2 protein-coding genes are annotated in these 2,103 nt (G+C 72.7%); both read right to left on the bottom strand.

Features of this window, described 5'->3' with window-relative positions; translation table 11 throughout:
• Window positions 1-507: 507 nt before the first annotated feature.
• Window positions 508-1,026, bottom strand: coding sequence for a disulfide bond formation protein B (locus F3J18_RS36915; protein ID WP_013696970.1), 519 nt, complete (start codon window positions 1,024-1,026; stop codon window positions 508-510).
• Between the two features lie 226 nt (window positions 1,027-1,252).
• On the bottom strand, window positions 1,253-2,103 hold an 851-nt coding region (locus F3J18_RS36910), incomplete at its 5' end, for an amidase (RefSeq protein ID WP_240156519.1).

Raw genomic sequence — 2,103 nt, 5'->3', positions numbered from 1 at the left:
GGCGCTGGCCCGTCGCGGCGCGCCTCGGACCGGCGCGGGCTGGCGCACGGCGTCGAACGGCCGGTTCGGGGGGGTGGCGCGCACGCGGGACGTGCTGCCTGGGGGACGGATACGGATGGTTTGCGTTGTCATGGTCGATAGCAGACATTGCGGATCAGGCGCGCGTTACGCAGGGTCGACAAGCTTCGAGGACTCCAGCCTCGCGCACGTAGATCGCCATCCGGTTTTGACGATAGCACCGCAAATTCCGGGAAATATTTTCCCTGGCTGATGCGGGCTATTTGGAGGCGATCATGTCGATCCTAGTACGTCGGGCGCGGGGGCGGCGTCGACGGACCCGGCCGACGCGCGGCGAAGGCCGCCGCGCGGGGCAGGCGCGGCCGCCGGGGCGGGCCGCGATGCGACTGGAGGGACGGGGCCCGGCGGGCCCCGGCGAGACTTAGGTGTTTACGCCGAACGGCGTGCGCGGCGTGCCCGGGGCCGCCGCGCGAGGCGCGTGGAACGGGCTCAGACCCCGCGCGCGATGCGGCGGCGGTTGCGCACCAGGCTGCCGGCCACGGCCAGGAAGATCACCACGAAGCCGATCGCGGCCCAGCCCGGCAGCAGGATGCCGAGGATCGGCGGGTAGGCCGTCTCGCAGAGGCCGGCCACCTTGAACACGCTCGGCAGCCAGTGCGCGGGCGGCAGGCTGTCGACGATCGGCTGCAGCGTGTCGAAACCGCAGCTGAAGCCCGGGTGCAGCTGGATCTGCAGGTGGTGCAGGGCGGTGCCGGCGCCGGCCAGCGCGGCGATCACGATCAGCAGTTCGATCACGGCGAGGCTGCGCCAGCTGCGCAGGCCGGTGCCGAGGAAGGAGAAGATCGCGATCAGCGCGAAGAAGTAGCGCTGGATGATGCACAGCGGGCAGGGATCCTCGCCCTTGACGAACTGCAGGTACAGCGCGCCCGCCAGCAGGGCGACGCAGACGACGCCGAGCAGCGTCAGGAGGCGGCGCTCGCGGCGCAGCGACAGCGAGAAATCGTTCATCGGTGGTCGGTCCCGAAAATGGAGTGGTCGGATTTTATCGCGAACGGGCCGCTGTTTTCGTGCGCCGGACGGGATTTCCGGGCGGAAGCTGGCTCGCGGTGGCAGTGCCGGGCGCGCAAGCTGGCGCGGCGGTCGGCCGGGCGTCAGGCTCGTGCGCGGCGATCGAGGCCGTCGCCGCCAAGGCGGCGGCTCCAGCCGCGGCCTGCATGCCCCCCGCCCCGCGGATTCAGCGAATCGCCGCCAGCACCGCCTCGACCGCCTGGCCGATCGCCAGCAGGGCATCGTCGCGATGCGGGCCGGCGGCCAGCATCAGCCCGACCGGCGCCGCGTCGCGCGGATGGCAGGGCACCGACAGCGCGCAGGCGTCGAGGAAGTTGAAGGCGCTCGGGTTGCGCAGGATCAGCGCGTTGGTGCGCCCGAAGGCCTCGTCGTCGGCTTCCAGCTCGGCGATGCGCGGCGGCACCACCGGCACGGTCGGCGCCAGCACCGCGTCGACGCGCGACCAGAGCGTCTGCTCGGCCTCGTCGAGCATGGCGGCGCGCGCGGCGATCAGGTCCAGGTAGTCGGCCGCGCTGGCCGTCTCGCCCTTGAGGATGCGCGCCAGCACGCGCGGATCGTACTGGTCGCGCCGATTGGCCAGCAGCGGCCGGTGCCAGGCATAGGCCTCGATCGGCGAGAAGCCGAAGCGGTTGATCTCGGGCAGGCGGTCGAGCGGGGCGAAACGCAGGTCGGAGACGATCGCGCCGGCCGCCTCGAGATGGCGCAGCGCGGCGTCGAAGGCGGCGCCGACCTCGGCATCCATGCCGTCCGTCACATAATGATTGAGCACCCCGAGCCGCACGCCTTCGAGCGGCCGCGCGGCCGGCACGCGCGGCGCCAGGCCGGCGAGGATCCGGTCGACCAGCGCGCAGCAGGCCACCGAGACGCCGATCGGCCCGAACGAGTCGAGCGTGGTCGACAACGGCACGCCGCCCGAGCGCGGCACGCGGCTGGCGGTCGGCTTGAAGCCGGTCAGGCCGCAGAGCGCGGCGGGGATGCGGATCGAGCCGCCGGTGTCGGTGCCCAGCGCGACCGCGG

This window comes from Burkholderia sp. Ax-1720, from assembly GCF_011753035.1.
Lineage (GTDB): Bacteria > Pseudomonadota > Gammaproteobacteria > Burkholderiales > Burkholderiaceae > Burkholderia > Burkholderia gladioli.
This window is presented reverse-complemented; position numbering and strand designations above follow the sequence as displayed.

Bases quoted from the DNA above. Each gene is read 5' to 3' on its own strand.
- F3J18_RS36915 (WP_013696970.1), bottom strand. From the start codon at position 1,026: ATGAACGATTTCTCGCTGTCGCTGCGCCGCGAGCGCCGCCTCCTGACG.